This is a genomic window from Anoxybacillus sp. P3H1B, from assembly GCF_001560855.1.
Taxonomy (GTDB): Bacteria; Bacillota; Bacilli; order Bacillales; family Anoxybacillaceae; genus Anoxybacteroides; species Anoxybacteroides rupiense.
In genome coordinates this window covers 522914-541031 of sequence record NZ_LPUG01000009.1, presented here as the reverse complement: position 1 = coordinate 541031, position 18118 = coordinate 522914, and the positions used below count along the sequence as shown (strand labels likewise).

The following is an 18118-nucleotide window of genomic DNA, read 5'->3' as shown; positions in this document are numbered from 1 at the left end:
CAGCTTGAACGCTTTGGCTAGTAGAGTTGGACGGGTGGAATCAAAAGCGCTCCACTCGTTATTAAAAAGAGCGTCTGAACATTTCAGATGCTCATGAGGTGGTCAGTTGACCATGAAAAAGGGTGGTACCGCGGAAAGAAAGCCTTTTCGCCCCTTTGACCTAGAACAAGTAGGTCATGATGGGGTGAAGAGGCTTTTTCATTGCTTTTATAAAAATTGAGGAGGAAGGATGAAGCATGGCAAACATGAAAGTCGAGGAGAAAAGGAAGCAAAAAATGAGAATAAGCGGAGCATTCATGCTGATAGAGGCATTAAAAGCAGAGAAAGTAGAAGTGATCTTTGGGTATCCAGGAGGAGCGGTATTGCCGATTTACGACAAATTGTATGATTCAGGCATTTTCCATGTTTTAACGCGCCACGAACAAGGAGCCATTCATGCAGCAGAAGGCTATGCCCGCATTTCTGGAAAACCAGGGGTTGTCATTGCGACGTCCGGTCCTGGAGCAACAAACATTGTGACAGGCTTAACAGATGCGATGATGGATTCGTTGCCGTTGGTTGTTTTTACTGGCCAAGTAGCGTCAGGAGTCATCGGTTCTGATGCCTTTCAAGAAGCGGATGTCGTTGGAATTACCATGCCGATCACGAAGCACAGCTACCAAGTTCGCCATGTCCAGGAGCTTCCGAAGATTATTAAAGAAGCATTTCATATTGCGACAACAGGGCGGCCAGGACCAGTACTGATTGATATTCCAAAGGATATGACGACCCAAGAAGGAGAATTTGATTATGAACAGCCTGTTCGTCTTCCTGGATATCAGCCAACCGTTTATCCTAACCATTTGCAAATTCGCAAGCTGGTTGAAGCAGTGAGCCAAGCCAAACGTCCAGTCATTTTAGCGGGAGCGGGCGTATTGCATGCCAATGCATCTCAAGAGCTGCAGCAATATGCGGAGCAGCAAAAAATCCCCGTCATCCATACGTTGTTGGGACTCGGAGGCTTTCCGGCAGACCATCCACTTTTTCTGGGCATGGCGGGGATGCACGGAACGTATACAGCGAATATGGCCTTATACGAATGCGATTTATTAATCAATATTGGCGCCCGTTTTGATGATCGTGTGACTGGAAATTTAAACTGTTTTGCTCCGAAAGCAACGGTGGCGCACATTGATATCGATCCAGCGGAAATCGGCAAAAATGTGCCAACGAAAATCCCGATTGTGAGCGACGCGAAAGAGGCACTAAAAGAGATGATTCTTCAAGAAGGAAGGCCGGCTGATACAGATGAATGGCTTGCACAGTTAGCAGAATGGAAAAAAGGATTTCCGCTCGTTTATAAAAATGAGCCTGGAACGATGAAGCCGCAGAAGTTAATTGAGATGATTTATGAGCTCACAGATGGAGAAGCCATTGTGACCACGGATGTAGGGCAGCATCAAATGTGGACTGCGCAGTATTACAAGTTCAAACAGCCAAACCGTTGGGTTACTTCAGGAGGGCTCGGCACGATGGGGTTTGGGCTTCCGGCGGCGATTGGGGCACAGTTAGCCGATCGGCAAGCGACTGTCGTTTCGATTGTCGGCGATGGCGGATTTCAAATGACGTTGCAAGAGCTATCGGTTATTCAAGAATTGAAGCTGCCGATTAAAGTGGTGATTGTGAACAATCAATCGCTCGGCATGGTGCGGCAGTGGCAGCAGCTCTTTTACGAAAAGCGATACTCACACTCGCTCATTCCGAACCAGCCGGATTTTGTCAAACTGGCCGAGGCTTACAATATAAAGGGATTGCGGGCGAAAACAGAAGCGGAAGCTGTCCGCGTATTACAGCAAGCTTTTTCCCTTCACGAACCAGTATTGCTCGATATTCACGTAGCGGCTGATGAAAATGTATATCCAATGGTGGCGCCAGGAAAGGGCCTGCATGAAATGGTGGGGGTGAAATTGTGCGAAGAATCATTACAATGACGGTTCATAATCGTCCAGGCGTGCTCAACCGGATTACGGGTTTATTTACAAAACGCCATTACAATATCGAAAGCATTACAGTCGGACACACAGAAACAGAAGGAATCTCCCGCATGACATTTGTTGTCAATGTGGAGGACGAACGTACAGCGGAACAAATTACGAAACAATTAAACAAGCAAATCGATGTGTTGAAGGTCCATGATATTACGGATCAAGCGATCGTAGCAAGAGAGCTGGCGCTTATTAAAGTAGCGGTCAATCCAGCCGCGCGTCAGGAAATTTATACCCTTATCGAGCCGTTCCGCGCTGCGATTGTCGATGTGGGCAAGGAGAGCCTCGTCATTCAAGTAACGGGGGAGCCAGAGAAAGTAGAGGCGCTTATTGATTTATTAAAGTCTTACGGAATTAAAGAAGTCGCCAGAACTGGTACAACCGCATTTACACGCGGCTCGCAAAAAGCAGCCGCTTCCTATAAAACTGCATTTATCATTTGAAAAAGGAGAGGGATTTAAAATGGAAAAAGTTTACTATAATGGGGATGCAAACGAACAATATTTACAATCGAAAAAAGTAGCGATTATTGGATATGGTTCTCAAGGGCATGCACATGCACAAAATCTTCGCGACAGCGGGATAGAAGTTGTTGTCGGTCTTCGTCCGGGACGATCATGGAATCAAGCGGAGCAGGATGGTTTTCAAGTCCGCACGGTGCGGGAAGCAACACGAGAAGCCGATGCGATTATGATTTTGCTTCCAGATGAGAAACAGCCGTCTGTATATAAAGAAGAAATTGAGCCAGAATTGCAGCCAGGCAATGCTCTCGTATTTGCTCATGGGTTTAACATTCATTTCAATCAAATTGTTCCGCCGCAGGATGTGGATGTTTTCTTAGTGGCTCCAAAAGGTCCTGGACATTTAGTGCGCCGCACATATACAGAAGGAGCTGGAGTGCCAGCGTTGATTGCTGTGTATCAGGATGTCACAGGGGAAGCGAAGGAAACAGCGCTCGCCTATGCGAAAGCGATCGGAGCGGCACGAGCAGGAGTGTTGGAGACGACTTTCAAAGAAGAGACGGAAACAGATCTGTTCGGCGAACAAGCGGTATTATGCGGCGGATTGACATCGCTTGTGAAGGCTGGATTTGAAACGCTTGTCGAAGCAGGATATCAGCCAGAAGTGGCCTACTTTGAATGTCTTCACGAGATGAAGCTGATCGTTGACCTTATGTATGAGGGAGGACTTGCATGGATGCGCCACTCCATTTCCGACACCGCGCAATGGGGAGATTTTATTTCTGGGCCGCGCATCATTAATGATTCAGTGAAAGCCGAAATGAAAAAGGTGCTTGAAGATATTCAAACAGGGAAATTTGCTAAAGGCTGGATTTTGGAAAATCAAGCGAATCGCCCAGAATTCAATGCGATCAATAGAAGGGAAAATGAGCATCTAATCGAAACAGTCGGGCGCGAGTTGAGAAGCATGATGCCGTTTGTGAAAGCGAAACAGAAAGAAGTGGTGGTCACCAGTGCGAAAAATTAATATTTTTGACACAACCTTGCGTGATGGGGAGCAGTCAGCCGGCGTAAATTTAAATTTACAGGAAAAGCTAGAAATCGCTCGACAATTGGAAAGGCTTAAGGTGGATATTATTGAAGCAGGTTTTCCTGCCGCCTCCAAAGGGGATTTTCAATCGGTTAAACAAATTGCGGAAACGATTAAACATAGTTCTGTGACCGGGCTTTCTCGCTCGGTCCAGAGCGATATTGACACAGCATGGGAGGCATTAAAAGGAGGGGCAGAGCCGCGTTTGCACTTGTTTATTGCCACTTCACCGATTCATATGGCTCATAAACTGAGAATGACGCCGGAACAAGTCATTGAAGCAGCGGTTTCCTCTGTCAAGTATGCTAAACGTTACTTTCCGATTGTGCAATGGTCTGCAGAAGATGCTTGTCGAAGCGAGCTTCCTTTCCTAGCGGAAATTGTGGCCAAAGTCATTGAAGCGGGAGCGAGTGTGATCAACATTCCTGATACGGTAGGATACATCACGCCAAAAGAATATGGGGAGATCTTCGATTTTTTAAGAAAAAATGTTCCGAATATTGAAAAAATATCGTTGTCAGCTCATTGCCACGATGATTTAGGGATGGCTGTAGCGAACTCACTTGCTGCGATTGAGCACGGCGCCACGCAGATCGAAGGAACCATTAATGGCATCGGTGAACGGGCGGGGAATGCGGCATTAGAGGAAATCGCGGTTGCCCTTTATATCCGCAAAGATTATTACAAGGCAGAAACCGGCCTCAATCTTCAAGAAATTAAGCGAACAAGCAATTTAGTGAGCAAACTGACAGGAATGACGCTTCCAGCGAATAAAGCGATTGTCGGAAAAAATGCTTTTGCGCATGAATCTGGCATTCACCAAGATGGGGTGCTAAAAGAAAAGACGACGTATGAAATTATTTCTCCAGAGCTTGTTGGGGTTCAATCGAACTCGATGGTGTTAGGAAAGCATTCGGGCCGCCATGCGTTGCGTAATCGTGTCGTGGAGCTCGGCTACACGCTGTCAGAAGCGGAAATTAATAAGCTGTTTGTCCGCTTTAAAGAGTTGGCCGACAAGAAAAAAGATATTACCGATGATGATTTAGTTGCTTTAATCTTTGAAGAAAAATTTGATCTTTTTAAAGAGTTTTATCAGTTGTCCTCCATTCAAGTCCAATATGGAACAAATCAAATTCCGACAGCTGTCGTCGTATTGATGGATGGGCAAGGCAATGAAATTCAAGAGGCAGCAACAGGAGCCGGGAGTGTAGAATCTTTGTACAACACATTAGAGCGTTGCTTCAAAACAGAGGTCAAGTTGTTGGATTATCGGATTGAATCCGTCAGCGGCGGAAGAGATGCTCTTGCTCAGGTATTCGTAAAAGTGCGCGTCAACGAAATGGAAACAAGCGGGCGCGGGACTGCCCAAGACGTGCTCGAAGCATCCGCGAAAGCTTATATTAACGCGGTGAACAGGGTGTTTATGATTGAAAAAATGAGGGAAGAAAATCAAAAAGTAGTCATTAAAAATTAATCAAATAATATGGAGGGGTTCACTATGGGAACATATCGGATTGCTGTATTGCCAGGAGACGGAGTGGGAAAAGAAGTCACGTCAGGAGCTGTAGAAGTATTACAGGCAATCGCTTCTCGGTTTCACCATCAATTCATTTTTAAATACGGACTTATCGGTGGAGAAGCGATTGATCGGAAAGGAACGCCGCTTCCAGATGAAACGCTTCATATGTGCCGTCAAAGCGATGCCGTTCTTCTTGGGGCGGTTGGCGGTCCAAAGTGGGATAAAAACCCTCCACATTTGCGCCCGGAAAAAGGGTTGCTGGCCATTCGCAAAGAAATGAACTTATTTGCTAATTTGCGCCCGGTAAAGGTGTATCCAAGCTTAGCCGACTCATCCCCGTTAAAAGCGCATATCATTCGCGAAGCGGATTTGCTTATTGTAAGAGAGCTAACAGGTGGTCTATATTTTGGCAAGCCAAGCGGCCGACGTGTAGAGAATGGAGAAGAGGCAGCCATTGATACCCTTCTTTATAAGCGAGAAGAGATTAAACGAATTTTAAAAACAGCGTTTGAATTAGCAAGAAAAAGAAGAAAAAAAGTCACATCTGTCGATAAAGCAAATGTGCTCGAATCAAGCAGAATGTGGCGTGAGATTGCCGAAGAGGTCGCTTGCGATTATCCTGATGTAGAGTTAGAGCACATGCTCGTGGACAATGCGGCGATGCAGTTGATTCGAAATCCAAAGCAATTTGATGTATTAGTGACGGAAAATATGTTTGGTGACATTTTAAGCGATGAAGCTTCCATGCTAACCGGATCGTTAGGGATGCTCCCATCCGCTAGCTTGTCAACAACAGGTCCTAGCTTATATGAGCCGATTCACGGGTCAGCGCCTGATCTTGCTGGACAAAACAAAGCGAATCCGATTGCTACTATTTTATCGGCGGCGATGATGCTTCGTTTATCATTTGGTCTCAACAAAGAAGCTGACGCTATCGAAAAGGCGGTTCAGCAAGTATTAACGTCAGGCTATCGAACAGTAGATGTAGCGAAAAAAGGACAGCATGTCGTTTCTACCAAAGACATGGTGGATGAAATTCGAGCGACCATTTTAGATGATGAAGCCATTTTTAATATTATGGCGGTATATGCCTAATGAACGGCGCTAAAGATGAATGGGCCCGATAGAATCGAAAGAGAATAGGGGATCAACAAGAACGCCAACGGACATATCTTTTTGTCCGTCAGGCGTTCAGCATTTTCATAGATAGCGATAAACGGAGTTGGCTAAGAACAGTTTTATTCCTTAGAGAGGGGGATCGTATGAAACCAAAAACAATTATTGAAAAAGTATGGGAACATCATGTGGTTTATCGGGAAGCGGGGAAGCCGGATTTATTATATATTGATTTACATTTAGTGCATGAAGTTACCTCACCCCAAGCATTTGAAGGATTGAGACAGAAAGGGAGAAAAGTACGCCGCCCTGATTTGACTTTTGCGACGATGGATCATAACGTTCCCACTGTTAACCGCTTTGTCATTGAAGATGAGATTGCGAGAAATCAAATTGCCGCCTTGGAAAAAAATTGCCGTGAATTTTCGATTCCACTGGCTGATTTGCATAGTTCTGAGCAAGGAATCGTTCATGTCATCGGTCCGGAGCTAGGGTTGACCCAGCCGGGAAAAACGATTGTATGCGGCGATAGCCATACGTCGACACACGGGGCATTTGGAGCGCTTGCATTTGGAATTGGAACAAGTGAAGTAGAGCATGTTCTCGCGACACAAACCCTATGGCAGCAACGGCCGAAAACGCTTGAAATACGCATTAACGGTCGCTTGTCCGATGGGGTGACAGCCAAAGATGTGATTTTAGCGATTATTCATCAATATGGGGTCGACGTAGGAACAGGGTACATTATTGAATTCACAGGAGATGTCATTCGCCAGATGTCGATGGAAGAAAGAATGACCATTTGTAATATGTCCATCGAAGCAGGGGCAAGAGCGGGATTAATTAGTCCAGATGACACGACCTTTGAGTATTTGCGGGGCCGAAAATATGCTCCAAAAGGAGAGGATTTTGAAAAAGCTGTTGAGCAATGGCAAATGCTTGCGACGGATGAGGGAGCAACCTATGATCGCACGTTAGAAATAGACGCTGCTTCGATTGCCCCCATGGTAACATGGGGAACGACACCGGGCATGAGCGCACCGATCAATGGAAAGGTTCCGTACCCAGAGGATTTTGCAGATGAAACAGAGCAAAAAGCGGTTCAGCTTGCCTTGCAATATATGGGATTGGAGTCGGGAACGCCAATCAGTGAAATGAAAATCCAGCACGTATTTATTGGCTCCTGTACGAATTCACGAATAAGCGATTTGCGGGCAGCGGCGGAAATTGTCAAAGGAAAGAGAGTAGCACCAGGCGTCAGAGCGCTTGTGGTTCCCGGTTCACAAGAAGTGAAGCGGAGAGCGGAAGAAGAGGGATTAGCGCAAATTTTTATCGAGGCTGGATTTGAATGGCGCGATTCTGGCTGCAGCATGTGCTTAGGGATGAATCCGGACATTGTTCCGGAAGGAGAGCATTGTGCTTCAACATCCAATCGAAATTTTGAAGGACGGCAAGGAAAAGGAGCAAGGACTCATTTAGTCAGCCCAAAAATGGCAGCCGCAGCGGCGATTTACGGCCGATTTGTCGATATTAGAAAGCTGCAAGCTGAATCGATTGGGGAAAGGAGATGAAAGAAAAGCATGCAGCCATTTACTATCCATAAAGGAAAGGTTGTCGGAATAGATCGCGCGAACATTGATACCGATCAAATTATTCCAAAACAATTTTTAAAACGAATTGAAAGAACAGGGTTTGGGAAATTTTTATTTTATGATTGGCGCTATCTCGATGGCCAGATTCTCAATCCTCATTTTGAATTAAACCAGCCTGAAAACGAAGGAGCCACCATTCTTGTGGCAAATGAAAACTTCGGCTGCGGCTCCTCCCGCGAGCATGCTCCATGGGCGTTACAGGATTATGGATTTCAAGCGGTGGTGGCTCCTTCGTTTGCCGATATTTTTTATAATAACTGCCTGAAAAATGGATTGCTGCCGATTCGTCTTGCCAAACATGACGTCGAATATCTTTTGCATAAAAGCAAGCGCGTCGATTATGAATTAACCATTTCCTTAGAGGAACAACGCATATATGACGAAAGCGGATTTAACCGTACGTTTGAAATTGATTCATATCGAAAGCAGCTATTATTAAAGGGATGGGATGAAATTGATTTGACGTTTATGTATGAATCGTATATCGAAGAATATGAAAAAAAAAACGCTGGTCATTTGAATGAGTAGAGAAGCCGACTCTGTTACAGAGTTGGCTTTTTTGTGGAATATTGGTATACTGATAACCAAATTAAAAAACGGTGAGTGAAGATGGGGAATATTATTCCATTTCCAAATTTAAGAAAAAGGCTGCTAGAGAAGGGTCTAGAAGCATTGAAAGAAGAAAAATATCAGGATGCGCTTTATTTTCTTACTGAGGCTCAAAAATTAGGAACGAAGGAGTCTGAAGTAGAGCTGAGCATCATTCTCTGCCTGTTTGAAATGGGAGAATGGGAGGAAGCCAAGCAAAGATGCCAGCATTTGCTTTGGAAGAAGCAAGAGGTGACGGATATAGAGCTTCTTCAGCTTTATTTATCCATTTTAATTCATTTAGAGCAATATGCAGAGGCTGATGAAATGCTTGAGACAGCTCTGCAAGATAAAAAGCTCCATCCACATGAACGAGAGCAGCTGCTTCAATTATTGCGCTTTAGCCGAAAAATGAGATCATCTTTTTCCGCCAGTTCTAATGAAGAGATTGAGCAGCTGCTTCAATCCAAGCGTATCGAAGATCAGCTCAAAGCGATCCAACGGCTAGAAAACGAACATATCGTTCCGTTGCTCCCGATGTTAAAGCAATATTTAGCAAATGAAGACAATCATCCGATGGCCAAAACGATGTTGCTGCGCTTGCTTACGGCCAAAAAGGTGAGCGAGGAACTAGTCATTCATAAATTCGGAAAAATCATGACGATCATTCCCGAACAGCTAAACGAGGCGATAGAAACACAATTTGCAACCGATATATTGCAAAAGCTAGAACGAACATTAGGAAGCGATAGTCCGAGCTTATATGAGACGGCTTCGCATATTTGGATGCGCTATATTTACACGCTGTATCCTTTTGCCCCTTTGCCGGTTTCTGAGGAGACGTGGATTGCGGCTTTGCATTTGTCAGCCTGTCGGCTTCAAGGAATCGAAATGACAATAACCGAAATCGCAGAACGTTATCATGTTTGTGAACAAGAAGTGACACAACTATGTGAAAAACTTTATGAAATAGAAGAAATTTCTTTCATTTAATCTATCGTTTATATTGAAACCTTATGATTGTATGTTATAATATAATGGTTGTATTACGTATATCTTTACATCTGTTGCTTACATACATGCTTATTTGATGGTGCTGACTTAGATGATTTTGTGTTGGAGGGAAAAGTATGGTAGCAAAATGGGAAAAATTAGAGGGGAACGAAGGCGTTCTTACTATTGAAGTAGATGCAGAAAAAGTAAACGAAGGATTAGATGCTGCATTTAAAAAAGTAGTGAAAAATGTGAGCATTCCAGGATTCCGCAAAGGCAAAGTTCCGCGTTCTCTATTTGAGAAGCGTTTTGGTGTTGAAGCGTTATATCAAGATGCTCTTGATATTTTATTACCTGAGGCTTATGCGAACGCAGTAGAAGAAACAGGAATTGAGCCTGTTGACTATCCGCATATTGATGTTGAACAAATTGAAAAAGGAAAAAGCTTAATTTTTAAAGCAAAAGTAACAGTAAAGCCGGAAGTGAAGTTAGGAGAATATAAAGGGCTTCAAGTAGAAAAGCAAGATGATACAGTGACAGAGGAAGATGTTGAAAATGAATTAAAACGTCTTCAAGAAAACTATGCTGAGCTTGTGGTAAAAGAAGAAGGAAAAGTAGAAGACGGCGATACAGTGGTCATTGATTTTGAAGGATTTGTAAATGGAGAGCCGTTTGAAGGTGGAAAGGCTGAAAACTATTCACTTGTCATCGGTTCTGGCACATTCATTCCTGGTTTTGAAGACCAGTTAATCGGATTGGAAGCAGGAGCGGAAAAAGAAATCGAAGTGACGTTCCCTGAAGAGTATCATGCCGAAGAACTGGCTGGAAAACCAGCAGTCTTCAAAATCAAGGTGCATGAAGTGAAAACGAAGCAATTGCCAGCGTTAGATGATGAATTTGCTAAAGATGTCGATGAGGAAGTAGAAACGCTAGAGCAATTGAAAGAGAAAACACGCAACAGATTAGAGGAAACAAAAAAGAACGAAGCAGAAGCAGCGCTTCGTGACGCAGTGGTCGAAAAGGCAGCAGAAAATGCAGAAATCGACATCCCTGAAGCGATGATTAAAACAGAAACAGATCGCATGTTACGCGAATTTGATCAACGCCTGCAAATGCAAGGATTAAATCTCAACCTTTACTATCAATTCTCTGGACAAGATGAAGCAGCGCTTCGCGAACAAATGAAAGAGGACGCAGAAAAGCGCGTACGCATTTCTTTAACGTTAGAAGCGATTGCGAAAGCTGAAAACATTGAAGCAACGGAAGAAGAAGTAAATGCAGAGCTTGAAAAAATGGCTGAAGCTTATAATTTGACGGTTGACAAAATTAAAGAGCTGCTAGGAAATCTTGAAGTTGTCAAGGAAGATGTGAAATTCCGCAAAGTGGTCGATTTGCTTGTGGAACATAGCACAGCTGCTCAATAAAAAAGCGAAGAAGCCTATTGCTCTCTGCGCATTCATAAGAACAAGGCGCGATGCAGTTCGTGCCTTGTTCTTTCATAAATGAATACGATATATCATAGTTGAGAATTTTCTAATTTTTCAAATATGTAATGATTTTTTATTAGCGTTTGTATAATGATTTATGATAAAATGACGAATACATAAGCTGATAATACAGAATAAATTGTGGAAAGTTAAACAAATGTAGTACATACCAGCGATGTGAATTCTAGAGCAAGGGGTGAAAGCATGTTTAAATTTAATGATGAGAAAGGGCAATTGAAATGTTCTTTCTGCGGAAAGACACAGGATCAAGTCCGCAAGCTAGTAGCAGGTCCTGGAGTATACATATGTGATGAGTGTATTGAGCTTTGCACTGAAATTGTCGAGGAAGAGCTTGGCAATGAAGAGGAATTTGAATTTAAAGATGTTCCGAAGCCAAAAGAAATTCAAGAGATTTTAGACGAGTACGTCATCGGCCAGGATCGAGCGAAAAAATCGCTGGCAGTTGCTGTTTATAATCATTATAAACGGATCAACTCCAACAGCAAGGTCGACGATGTTGAGCTATCAAAAAGCAATATTTTGATGATTGGTCCGACTGGAAGCGGGAAAACATTGCTTGCTCAGACGTTAGCGCGCATCTTAAATGTGCCGTTTGCTATTGCTGATGCCACCTCGTTAACAGAGGCCGGTTATGTCGGTGAAGATGTCGAAAACATTCTTCTAAAATTGATTCAAGCTGCTGACTATGATGTGGAAAAGGCGGAAAAAGGGATCATTTACATTGATGAAATTGACAAAATTGCCCGCAAATCGGAGAATCCATCCATTACGCGTGATGTATCCGGAGAAGGAGTGCAGCAAGCGCTTTTAAAAATTTTAGAAGGCACGATTGCCAGCGTTCCGCCACAAGGCGGCCGGAAGCATCCGCATCAAGAGTTTATTCAAATTGATACAACGAACATTTTATTCATTTGCGGCGGTGCGTTTGACGGAATTGAGCCGATTATTAAACGTCGTCTTGGCAAAAAAGTAATCGGATTTGGCGCAGAAACGCAGCAAAACGATGTAGATGAAAAGAATTTGCTATCAAAAGTATTGCCGGAGGACTTGCTGAAATTTGGATTAATTCCGGAATTTGTGGGACGCTTGCCTGTTATTACAAGCTTAGAACCGCTTGATGAGGCGGCGTTAATCGAAATCTTGACGAAGCCGAAAAATGCGATTGTCAAGCAATACCAAAAAATGCTTGAACTTGATAATGTGGAACTTGAATTTGAAAAAGAAGCACTTTCTGAGATTGCGAAAAAAGCGATCGAGCGAAAAACGGGTGCTCGTGGTCTTCGCTCCATCATTGAAGGAATCATGCTTGATGTAATGTTTGAGCTTCCTTCCCGCGAAGATGTGCAAAAATGTGTGATTACAGCAGAGACCGTGCGTGATGCGAAAGCGCCGAAATTAATCCGTCACGACGGTACGGTTGTGGAGCAGGAGCGCAAAACGTCTGCTTAACGGCATATGAAGCGGTTCTTGAGAGAAAACAGCTTCCAAGCTTGTAGCCAAAGTCAAAAGGACTTTGGCTACAAGCGCTTGAATACCATCCACCGAGAAGTCCCCCCCTCTCTAAGCGAAGTGGAAGAGAGGAGAGGTTCATGCAACCGTTTATTTCGCGTTTTCTTGCCTCAGGCAGTCGAAAATGCTTGTGGCAGATGAATCGAGCCGAGCGAAAACGCAGATTGAACCAAGATGTTCATCAGCGCGGATGAGCGAGGACGGTGACGCAGGATCGAAGCGTTTGTGAACAGTCTGAAGCTGTCTTGAGAGAAGGCAGCTTCTTTTTTGTTTATTCCTGCTTCCAGGAGGAGATACTATACGTACTACATACTTATTGGAGCAGGAGGATTTAAGCTAATGAACTGGACAAACATCGCTTTATTTGTGCAACTATTTTTTGGGGTCATTATCGGTCTCTACTTTTGGAATTTGCTCAAAAATCAACGTACCCAGAAGGTTTCGATTGATAAAGAATCGCGAAAAGAAATGGAGCAGCTTCGAAAGCTCCGTTCAATTTCTTTAACAGAACCGCTTGCTGAAAAGGTGAGACCAAAGCATTTCAGCGATATTGTCGGACAAGAGGATGGCATTAAGGCATTGAAAGCGGCATTGTGCGGGCCCAATCCCCAGCATGTCATCATTTACGGGCCTCCGGGAGTTGGAAAAACAGCGGCTGCTCGCCTTGTATTAGAAGAAGCGAAAAAAAATCCGGTTTCGCCGTTTAAAAAAAATGCGGTATTTGTGGAACTAGATGCGACCACCGCTCGATTTGATGAACGAGGCATTGCCGATCCGCTTATCGGCTCTGTCCACGATCCGATTTATCAAGGGGCGGGGGCGATGGGACAAGCTGGCATTCCGCAGCCAAAGCAGGGAGCTGTTACACACGCGCATGGAGGAATTCTTTTTATTGATGAAATTGGTGAGCTGCATCCTATTCAGATGAATAAACTGCTTAAAGTGCTTGAGGATCGAAAAGTGTTTTTCGAAAGCGCCTATTATAGTGAAGAAAACCCACAAATCCCGACTCATATTCACGACATTTTCCAAAATGGTCTTCCTGCCGATTTTCGTCTTGTCGGGGCAACGACGAGGACGCCAAATGAAATTCCTCCGGCCATTCGTTCTCGTTGCCTTGAAGTATTTTTCCGTGAGCTTGATCAAGAGGAAGTGGCGCTCATTGCTCGGAAGGCGGCGGAGAAGATTCACTTGAATGTTTCAGAAAACGGCATCCGCCTTTTGGCAACGCATGCGCGAAATGGTCGCGAAGCGGTTAATTTAATGCAAATTGCCGCAGGGATTGCTATTTCTGAAAAACGCGATACGATTCTCGATAAAGATATCGAATGGGTCATTCATTCGAGCCAGCTTTCGCCAAGGTATGAAAAGAAAATTCACGAAACCTCAACGGTCGGCTTCGTCAATGGTCTAGCCGTGTACGGGCCGAATACCGGGGCGTTGTTGGAGATTGAAGTGACCGCCCTGCCGACAAAAGAAAAGGGAACACTCAATATTACAGGGATTGTGGAAGAAGAAAGCATCGGCAGCGGAGAAAAATCGATTCGTCGAAAAAGTATGGCACGCGGCTCGATTGAAAACGTGATTACGGCATTAAGGGCGATGGGGGTCCCAGCCGATCGCTATGATATCCACGTAAATTTCCCAGGCGGTATTCCGGTTGATGGTCCATCCGCAGGAATTGCAATGGCAGTAGGCATTTATTCCGCCATTTATCGTCTGCCGGTAGATCCGACGATCGCCATGACGGGAGAAATTAGCATTCATGGCCATGTTAAGCCCGTGGGGGGAATTTTTCCGAAAGTAAAGGCGGCCAAACAAGCAGGAGCGAAAAAAGTGATCATTCCATTTGAAAACATGCAATCCATGCTCAATGAAATCAACGGTATTGAAATCATCCCTGTCCGCCGTTTAGAAAACGTCCTCTCTGTTTTATTCGGACAGGAAAGAGATGGCTCGATTCCAGCTGCTGCCGATCAATCTGAGACGAAGTTCGTGTAGTGAAATGACGGCTTTGGCGCGCTGTATGTTCGCTGCGTCAAAGTCGGCTTTTCTTTGTTGAAAGAAATTCGCCGCGAAAATCTGATCGATCTTATCACGGTTCATGATTCGGCATTCGATCCATGAGCGAATGGTCTCCCAACAAGAATCGATGCTCGTTCAAACGCAAAATTTGCTGCTTTCGGCGGTCGGACCGTCATATACGGAGGAATGTTGGCGCATCCAATGAGAGTTCTATCGTTACGTTGCTTAAATAAACAAGCGCAAGATCCACCCGGTTCTATATCGAGAAAGAATAGCGTTAGTCTATTATAGGGAAAGCGGAGCCTTGCACATGTAGCTCTGGATTATGCACCGATCGGACGCTTAAAACAATGAATCGTTTAGTCTGAAAAAGGTATGGCTCGAAGCTTGGTTACACGCTTGTGCGGTTTATCTGCGACGGTCGGAAGAATTTGTTTTCCTTTCTCCATAAAATCAAGTTGTTCCATCTTTGGGGTGCGCTTGTAGATAGGAGAAATAGGGAGCATGAATTTTATAGATGAATCCATGTACTTCTGATTTTACAAACATATGATGGTGCTATACAATAGACGAATAGAAAGTGAAGTGTGGAGGTGTTTGCCGTGGCGAAAAAGAAAGAGACCATCGTTCCCCTCCTTCCATTGCGGGGATTGCTCGTATTCCCGACGATGGTGTTGCATCTTGATGTCGGCCGAGAAAAGTCGGTTCAAGCGTTGGAAAAGGCAATGGTCGAGGATCATATCGTTTTGCTTACATCACAAAAGGATGTTTCGATTGATGAACCGAGTGTGGACGAGCTATATGAGATGGGAACGCTGGCGCGTGTGAAGCAGCTGTTAAAGCTTCCGAACGGAACGTTCAGAGTATTAGTGGAAGGGATTTGCCGGGCGAAAATCATAGCAACGGTTCATGAAGAGCCTTGCTTTATCGTCAAGGCCGAAAAATTTGTTGATCCCGAAGTGAAAGATTTAGAAGACGAAGCTCTTAAACGGACCATGCTTGAATATTTTGAGCAATACATAAATTTATCGAAAAAACTCTCTGCTGATATTTTTGCTTCTGTAGCTGACATTGATGAACCAGGGCGGATGGCTGATATTATTGCTTCACATTTGCCGCTGAAGCTTGAAGGAAAACAAGAAATCTTAGAAACAGTAGATATTAAGGAACGAGTTCATAAAATTATTCAAGTGCTTCACAACGAAAAAGAAGTGCTGCAGCTGGAGAAAAAAATTAGTATGCGTGTGAAGCAGTCGATGGAACGGACCCAAAAGGAATACTATTTGCGCGAGCAAATGAAGGCCATTCAAAAAGAGCTTGGCGAAAAGGAAGGAAAAACAGGAGAGGTTGAAACACTTAAAGAAAAAATCGAAGCGGCTGGAATGCCGGATCATGTAAAGGAAACAGCCTTAAAAGAGCTGGACCGTTATGAGAAGGTCCCGTCTACTTCAGCGGAAAGCTCGGTAATCCGCAACTATCTTGATTGGCTCCTTGCCCTTCCGTGGAAAAAACAAACGGAGGATATTCATAACATTAAGCGAGCGGAAGCGATTCTGCATGAAGAGCATTACGGGTTGGACAAGGTGAAAGAACGGGTGCTCGAATATTTATCTGTACAGCAATTGACCCAATCACTAAAAGGTCCGATTCTTTGTTTAGCTGGTCCGCCGGGAGTCGGAAAAACATCGCTTGCTCGTTCTATCGCTAAATCGCTGAACCGTCATTTTGTTCGCATCTCGTTAGGAGGAGTGCGCGATGAATCGGAAATTCGCGGACATCGCCGCACATACGTGGGAGCGATGCCGGGACGAATTATTCAAGGAATGAAAAAAGCGGGCACCATTAATCCCGTTTTTCTGCTTGATGAAATTGATAAAATGTCGAGTGACTTCCGCGGCGATCCATCAGCAGCGCTTCTGGAGGTCCTTGACCCAGAACAAAACCATACATTCAGCGACCACTATATTGAAGAGCCGTATGATTTATCAAAAGTCATGTTTATTGCAACAGCTAACAATCTTGCTACCATTCCGCAGCCGCTATTGGATCGTATGGAAATTATTACGATACCTGGTTATACAGAGGTTGAGAAGCTTCATATCGCGCGGCAGCATTTGCTTCCAAAGCAACTGAAGGAACATGGCTTGAAAAAAGCGAGCTTGCAAATGCGCGATGAAGCCATTTTACACATCATTCGCTATTATACGCGCGAAGCCGGCGTGCGCGAGCTAGAACGTCAGCTGGCCGCCATTTGCCGAAAAGCGGCCCGCTTCATTGTATCTGAAGAAAAGAAACGAGTAGTATTGACGGAAAAGAACCTTGAAGAGTTTTTAGGAAAGCGGAAGTATCGTTACGGCCAGGCGGAGCTGCAAGATCAAATTGGAGTAGCAACAGGGCTTGCCTATACGCCATTTGGCGGAGATACGTTATCCATTGAAGTTTCCGTCACTCCTGGAAAAGGAAAATTAGTGCTGACAGGAAAACTGGGTGACGTCATGAAAGAATCGGCGCAGGCCGCCTTCAGCTATATCCGTTCTCGTGCTGAAGAGCTTGGAGTCAGTCCGGATTTTCATGAGAAAAATGATATTCATATTCATGTTCCCGAAGGAGCGATTCCAAAAGACGGGCCTTCAGCGGGAATTACCATTGCCACGGCTTTGATTTCTGCTTTGACAGGACGGCCCGTCAGCCGTTTTGTCGGGATGACGGGTGAAATTACTTTGCGTGGCCGTGTGTTGCCGATCGGCGGATTAAAAGAGAAAACATTAAGCGCCCACCGCGCGGGATTGAAAACCATTATTTTGCCAAAAGAGAATGAAAAAGACTTAGAGGATATTCCAAATATCGTGAAAAAAGATTTGGAATTTATCCTTGTCTCTCACTTAGACGAAGTATTACAACATGCATTAGTAGGGGATAAGCTATGAAGGTAACAGCAGCTGAAATTACGATAAGCGCAGTCAAGCCGGAGCAATATCCGGCTGGCATGCTTCCAGAGTTTGCATTGGCAGGGCGTTCGAATGTTGGAAAATCGTCCTTTATCAATAAAATGATTAACCGTAAAAATTTGGCGCGTACTTCTTCGAAACCCGGAAAGACGCAGACGCTGAATTTCTATCTTATTAATGAAGCGTTTTATTTTGTCGATGTTCCAGGCTATGGATTTGCTAAAGTCTCAAAGCAGGAAAGGCAAGCTTGGGGAAAAATGATGGAAACGTACTTTACAACAAGAGAGCAGCTCAAAGCCGTGATATTAGTGATCGATTTGCGTCATCCACCAACGAAGGATGATGTGATGATGTACGAATTTTTAAAATATCATCAGCTCCCAACCATTGTGGTTGCGACGAAGGCCGATAAAGTGCCAAAAGGAAAATGGCCGAAGCACCAAAAAGTCGTTCGGGAAACATTAAAAATGGCGAAAGAGGATGAAGTGATTCTTTTCTCAGCAGAAACCGGGCAAGGAAAAGAAGAAGCGTGGTCCGCTTTATTGCGCAGAATGTAATGAAGTCCAAATACAAGAAGGTAGACGAAATCCTTTTACTTCGTCTACCTTCTTTTTTAAGCATCATCCATTCTTCCGGTTTTTTCGGTTCGAATCAGGGCGAAGACAGCTTCTTATGCCGGGTACCG

At 44.3% G+C, this 18118-nt stretch carries 13 protein-coding genes and 1 other annotated feature (1 of these 14 only partly in view); all 13 genes read left to right on the top strand.

The genetic code is table 11. The features are described from left to right. Positions 1-158 (top strand) — a binding site (T-box leader) (it extends 108 nt beyond the left edge of the window). Positions 159-236: 78 nt separating this feature from the next. Further along, on the top strand, positions 237-1970 hold the full coding sequence (gene ilvB / locus AT864_RS02960; RefSeq protein WP_066146288.1) for an acetolactate synthase large subunit: 1734 nt from the start codon (positions 237-239) through the stop codon (positions 1968-1970). Continuing rightward, complete coding sequence (gene ilvN, locus AT864_RS02955; protein WP_066146285.1) at positions 1949-2467, top strand: acetolactate synthase small subunit; 519 nt, start codon at positions 1949-1951, stop codon at positions 2465-2467. Before ilvB ends, ilvN begins: the two co-directional genes overlap by 22 nt. A 19-nt stretch (positions 2468-2486) precedes the next feature. Beyond that, on the top strand, positions 2487-3512 hold the full coding sequence (ilvC, locus tag AT864_RS02950) for a ketol-acid reductoisomerase (protein ID WP_066146282.1): 1026 nt from the start codon (positions 2487-2489) through the stop codon (positions 3510-3512). Continuing rightward, the gene (locus AT864_RS02945; protein ID WP_066146280.1) at positions 3499-5049 is read left to right on the top strand and encodes a 2-isopropylmalate synthase; all 1551 of its coding nucleotides are present in this window, start codon (positions 3499-3501) and stop codon (positions 5047-5049) included. The genes ilvC and AT864_RS02945 overlap by 14 nt, the downstream gene beginning before the upstream one ends. Positions 5050-5073: 24 nt before the next feature. Beyond that, positions 5074-6189 carry a 3-isopropylmalate dehydrogenase gene (leuB, locus tag AT864_RS02940; protein ID WP_066146278.1) on the top strand — a complete coding sequence of 372 codons (1116 nt, stop codon included), beginning with the start codon at positions 5074-5076 and terminating at the stop codon, positions 6187-6189. A 167-nt stretch (positions 6190-6356) separates the two neighbouring features. Continuing rightward, positions 6357-7781, top strand: a complete 1425-nt coding sequence (gene leuC, locus AT864_RS02935; protein ID WP_066146275.1) for a 3-isopropylmalate dehydratase large subunit — start codon at positions 6357-6359, stop codon at positions 7779-7781. Positions 7782-7790: 9 nt separating this feature from the next. Beyond that, on the top strand, positions 7791-8390 hold the full coding sequence (leuD, locus tag AT864_RS02930) for a 3-isopropylmalate dehydratase small subunit (protein ID WP_066146272.1): 600 nt from the start codon (positions 7791-7793) through the stop codon (positions 8388-8390). A gap of 81 nt (positions 8391-8471) precedes the next feature. Further along, the gene (locus tag AT864_RS02925; RefSeq protein WP_066146269.1) at positions 8472-9443 is read left to right on the top strand and encodes a hypothetical protein; all 972 of its coding nucleotides are present in this window, start codon (positions 8472-8474) and stop codon (positions 9441-9443) included. 137 nt (positions 9444-9580) lie between these two features. Continuing rightward, entirely contained in the window at positions 9581-10867 is a 1287-nt protein-coding gene (gene tig, locus AT864_RS02920) for a trigger factor (protein WP_066146266.1), read from the top strand. A gap of 267 nt (positions 10868-11134) precedes the next feature. Beyond that, positions 11135-12400: an ATP-dependent protease ATP-binding subunit ClpX gene (gene clpX / locus AT864_RS02915; RefSeq protein WP_044742948.1), complete on the top strand. Its 1266-nt coding sequence runs from the start codon at positions 11135-11137 to the stop codon at positions 12398-12400. A 399-nt stretch (positions 12401-12799) separates the two neighbouring features. Further along, positions 12800-14461, top strand: a complete 1662-nt coding sequence (lonB, locus tag AT864_RS02910) for an ATP-dependent protease LonB (RefSeq protein ID WP_044742947.1) — start codon at positions 12800-12802, stop codon at positions 14459-14461. A gap of 626 nt (positions 14462-15087) precedes the next feature. Further along, complete coding sequence (gene lon / locus AT864_RS02905; RefSeq protein ID WP_066146263.1) at positions 15088-17412, top strand: endopeptidase La; 2325 nt, start codon at positions 15088-15090, stop codon at positions 17410-17412. Next, positions 17409-17990 carry a ribosome biogenesis GTP-binding protein YihA/YsxC gene (gene yihA, locus AT864_RS02900; RefSeq protein WP_066146260.1) on the top strand — a complete coding sequence of 194 codons (582 nt, stop codon included), beginning with the start codon at positions 17409-17411 and terminating at the stop codon, positions 17988-17990. Before lon ends, yihA begins: the two co-directional genes overlap by 4 nt. Positions 17991-18118: the final 128 nt, after the last annotated feature.

Coding starts and splice junctions, on each gene's coding strand:
- ilvB (WP_066146288.1), top strand. CDS start 237: ATGGCAAACATGAAAGTCGAGGAGAAAAGGAAGCAAAAAATGAGAATA.
- leuB (WP_066146278.1), top strand. CDS start 5,074: ATGGGAACATATCGGATTGCTGTATTGCCAGGAGACGGAGTGGGAAAA.
- yihA (WP_066146260.1), top strand. CDS start 17,409: ATGAAGGTAACAGCAGCTGAAATTACGATAAGCGCAGTCAAGCCGGAG.
- leuC (WP_066146275.1), top strand. CDS start 6,357: ATGAAACCAAAAACAATTATTGAAAAAGTATGGGAACATCATGTGGTT.
- clpX (WP_044742948.1), top strand. CDS start 11,135: ATGTTTAAATTTAATGATGAGAAAGGGCAATTGAAATGTTCTTTCTGC.
- ilvC (WP_066146282.1), top strand. CDS start 2,487: ATGGAAAAAGTTTACTATAATGGGGATGCAAACGAACAATATTTACAA.
- lonB (WP_044742947.1), top strand. CDS start 12,800: ATGAACTGGACAAACATCGCTTTATTTGTGCAACTATTTTTTGGGGTC.
- leuD (WP_066146272.1), top strand. CDS start 7,791: ATGCAGCCATTTACTATCCATAAAGGAAAGGTTGTCGGAATAGATCGC.
- tig (WP_066146266.1), top strand. CDS start 9,581: ATGGTAGCAAAATGGGAAAAATTAGAGGGGAACGAAGGCGTTCTTACT.
- AT864_RS02925 (WP_066146269.1), top strand. CDS start 8,472: ATGGGGAATATTATTCCATTTCCAAATTTAAGAAAAAGGCTGCTAGAG.